This is a genomic window from Sporomusa sp. (assembly GCF_035561255.1).
GTDB lineage: Bacteria > Bacillota > Negativicutes > Sporomusales > Sporomusaceae > Sporomusa.
In genome coordinates, this window is record NZ_DATMXX010000021.1 from 1 (window position 1) to 3,866 (window position 3,866).

Below are 3,866 nucleotides of genomic sequence, written 5' to 3' on the forward strand. Positions count from 1 at the left end.
TCTTTATTGAGTATATTTTTTGATAGGGGGATATCATGAGCAACACAACTGGTGAAGTACAAAAAATTTCTGAAGTTATCGCTGATCCCACTCCATTAGGCGTCTTTGGCCTGGCCATGGTAACATTGGTCGCAGCATCCCAAAAATTGGGTTGGACGTCAGGTACTGCATTCCTAATCCCTTGGGCTTTTTTCCTGGGAGCTACTGCTCAATTTGTTGCCTCATATTGGGATTTTAAGCACAACAATCTCTTCGGCGCAACCGTCTTAGGGGCATTTGGCCTTTTCTGGTATAGTGTTGCAATGGCTTGGATGATCAAAGGCGGGGTATTCGGGGCCGCTCTTGCTGCGCAGGCTGATGTTAGTCAACTGGGCTTCGCATTCTTTGGCTATTTCATTTTTTCCCTATTTGCTACGGTAGCATCCCTGGATACTAACAAAGTTTTTATTGGTATTATGGTGTTAATTGATGTTCTGTTAATTTGTCTTGCTCTTGATTCCTGGGGGTTCCACTGGGCACATTCAATTGCGGCCTGGTCTGAGCTTGGTATCAGCATCCTTGGTTTCTATGCGAGTGGCGCTATTTTTCTGAACAAGTTTGCAGGCCGGGTTGTTCTGCCTATCGGCAAACCGCTTGGGTTCTTACGGCGCGTCTAAGCTTCTTATATAACAAACTAAACACGACTGTTGTATCCTGCCTTTTCGGGATATGATGGTCGTGTTTTTTATCGTATTTTTGTTTTTTAACCCAGGATTTTCGGTTGTTTACTCAGAATACTCCATAGTAGATAATAAGTAGCTTTGATAGGAGTGGCCGTGTTGAGATATATTGATTTGCGAAGCGATACAGTAACGATGCCGACACCTCAAATGCGTGAGGCAATGTACCGGGCAGAGGTGGGCGATGATGTATATGGTGAAGATCCGACAGTAAAAGAGCTTGAAGAATTAGGTGCACATATGGCAGGAAAGGAGGCCAGTTTATTTGTAACTAGCGGCACCATGGGAAATCAACTGGCCATTTTAGCCCATACGCAACGGGGTGACGAGCTTATATGTGAGTCGGATTCTCACATATTTTTCTATGAGGTGGGGGGAATTGCTGCCTTATCAGGTGTTCAGGCCAAAACCATTTCGGGAACAAACGGCATTTTGACTTCAGCATTAATTTCAGCAGCTATTCGTCCACAGGACATTCATCAACCGGCCACCTCACTTATTTGCCTGGAAAACACCCATAACCGGGCCGGTGGTGTGAGCTATCCCATAGATGTTCTTGACAGCATCTATACGCTTAGCAGAAATAATAATATCCAGATTCACACTGATGGCGCCAGAATTTTTAATGCGGCGATCCGGAATAAAGTAAGCATAGATAAACTAACATGTTATACCGATTCAGTTATGTTCTGTTTGTCGAAAGGTCTATGTGCTCCGGTAGGCTCACTGCTGGCTGGTACACAGGAGTTTATTGATAAATGTCGCCGCTATCGCAAAATGCTCGGTGGGGGAATGAGACAAGCGGGAATCATTGCGGCAGCTGGCATTGTTGCCCTGTCTTCAATGGTTGAGCGTCTTACTGAGGATCACGATAATGCCGGTATGCTCGCCAATGCAATTGCCAACATGAATATTGGTTTTGATGCTAATACTGTCGAAACCAATATTCTTGTAATAGATACTACTTCAATTGGGATACCGGCTGCTCAAATAACAGCCCGTTTAGCTGAGCAAGGTATTAAGATCAGCCAATTTGGTGACTATAAAATCCGTATGGTAACCCATCATGGAATTACCGGCAGTGATATCAACTATACAGCTAAAGTATTGGCAAGTACAGTAAAAGGGTGATAATGTGGACTTGTTTACTACGAATTTATTTGAACCGCAAGTGAAGGATAGTAGACCATTGGCCGTCAGAATGCGGCCGAGAACGCTAGAAGAATACATTGGGCAGGAAGAGATAATTGGCCGTGGTAAGTTCTTACGGCGAATGATTGAAAATGATAACATACCGTCAGTTGTTCTATATGGACCGCCGGGAACCGGTAAGACAACACTTGCTCATATTATTGCGCAAACAACAGGCAGTCATTTTGAAAAATTAAATGCGGTAGCTGCCGGTACCGCCGATATCCGGAAAGTGATTGAAAGCGCTAAAGAACGGCTGAGGCTCCAGCAGCGGCGAACAATTTTATTTGTGGATGAAATTCATAGATTCAATAAAGGACAACAGGATGTCCTGCTGCCCTATGTTGAGAATGGTACTATTATCCTAATTGGAGCAACCACCGAAAATCCCTATTTTGAAGTTAATTCGCCGCTGCTTTCACGCATGCGGGTAGTACGTTTAAAGCGTCTTGATGAGCAGGGAATCATCCGGATATTAGAGCAGGCGTTAACTGACCGGGAGCGTGGGCTGGGCCAAGAGGAAATTGTCTGTAACCAGGATACACTTCTTAAAATTGTAGCGATATCTGGTGGTGATGCCCGAACAGCGCTCAATATCATTGAACAAGCGGCTGCAATGCTTGACCCTGTGCAATCTAATGTAATTACTTCTGAAATTATTGAAACAGTGGCCGGTGAAAAGCTGCAGGCCTATGATAAAAAAGGCGATAATCACTATGATGTGGTATCAGCATTTATCAAAAGCATGCGAGGTTCAGATCCGGATGCGGCGCTACATTATCTTGCGCGGATGCTGGAGGCGGGGGAAGATGTTAAGTTTATTGCCAGAAGGCTTGTTATTTGTGCTTCTGAAGATATCGGTAACGCAGATCCTCAGGCTCTCGTTATTGCAATGGCTGCAGCCCAGGCTGTACAATTCATCGGCATGCCTGAAGGTCGGATTCCGTTAGCGCAAGCTGTGGTATATCTGGCCTGTGCGCCTAAGAGTAATGCGTCTTACAAGGGTATTGATGCCGCTATAGAAGATGTTCGCAGCCTTGATTACGGGACTGTTCCTCCCCAGCTTTGTGATGCTCACTACCGCGGCGCACGTGACCTTGGTAATGGCAAGGGATATCTTTATCCCCATGACTATGATGAAGGCTTTGTTAAGCAAGAGTATCTGCCTGACAAGCTTAAACATCGCAGCTATTATCAGCCTACCGCTAATGGTTTAGAGGCCGGTTTTGCTAAAAGATTAGAGCATTTAAAGCAAACAAACAATACAAAAAAAGAATAAGCAAGAGCCCCACGCTTTTGCAGGGGCTCTTGCTTATGAGCAGCGTTTACTTGAAGATACCAAAAGGTTTGCCTGTTGGTAAGAATTGTTTGCCAAAGTGCGTATTCAGGGTAACTGCGGCGCTGCCGTAAAAACCAACTAATGCAATCATAAGCTCAGCCCAGGCAGCCATAGTGTGCCAGCCGTGGCCTAATCCTAATGCATCTGCAGCAAGGCCGAGAAAAAGTATATCAATAAGGAAGAAAATAATAAAGAGAACTTTGTTAGTTTCCATTGCGCCAATAGTCATATACACAGAGAAAATGAGATAACCGATAAAAGCAATCCCTAGTTGTGTACCATCAGCATTAGTGGCTAATATTGGGCCAAAAGCCCCCATTTTGATTAGCCAACAGGCTGCTACCGATAGCCAAAACAGACCGTAAGCACCAAATGCTGTTGCACCGAAAGTATTGTTATGCTTAAAATCATTAAAGCACGCAATCATCTGAGCGACAGCACCGAGAAAAATCGCCCAAGGTATAACAAATGAAAATCCCGTAGTCCAGCCAAGTTTCTGAGATGCAGCTACCAGGGTAACCATAGCCAGACCAAAAAGACCCAGGCCCCCCGGATCTGCAGTTACAATCTTTACTGTTTGCGTATTGTTGGTACTTATACTCATGCAGAACCTCCTA

General features: G+C 44.7%; 4 protein-coding genes. 3 read left to right on the forward strand and 1 reads right to left on the reverse strand.

Going from position 1 to position 3,866, the window contains the following annotated elements; translation table 11 throughout:
- The first annotated feature begins 35 nt into the window (after positions 1-35).
- The 3 genes from VN379_RS01075 (at position 36) to VN379_RS01085 (ending at position 3,189) form a co-directional block, all read left to right on the forward strand.
- Positions 36-656 (forward strand): acetate uptake transporter, encoded by a 621-nt coding sequence (locus VN379_RS01075; RefSeq protein WP_325529925.1) that lies wholly within the window; start codon positions 36-38, stop codon positions 654-656.
- Positions 657-818: 162 nt separating this feature from the next.
- A complete protein-coding gene (gene ltaE / locus VN379_RS01080) occupies positions 819-1,850 on the forward strand; it encodes a low-specificity L-threonine aldolase (protein WP_325529927.1) in 1,032 nt (343 codons plus the stop codon).
- Between the two features lie 4 nt (positions 1,851-1,854).
- A complete protein-coding gene (locus VN379_RS01085; protein ID WP_325529929.1) occupies positions 1,855-3,189 on the forward strand; it encodes a replication-associated recombination protein A in 1,335 nt (444 codons plus the stop codon).
- Positions 3,190-3,235: 46 nt separating this feature from the next.
- Here VN379_RS01085 and VN379_RS01090 read toward each other — a convergent pair whose 3' ends face one another.
- A complete protein-coding gene (locus tag VN379_RS01090; RefSeq protein ID WP_325529931.1) occupies positions 3,236-3,853 on the reverse strand; it encodes an acetate uptake transporter in 618 nt (205 codons plus the stop codon).
- Between the last annotated feature and the right edge of the window lie 13 nt (positions 3,854-3,866).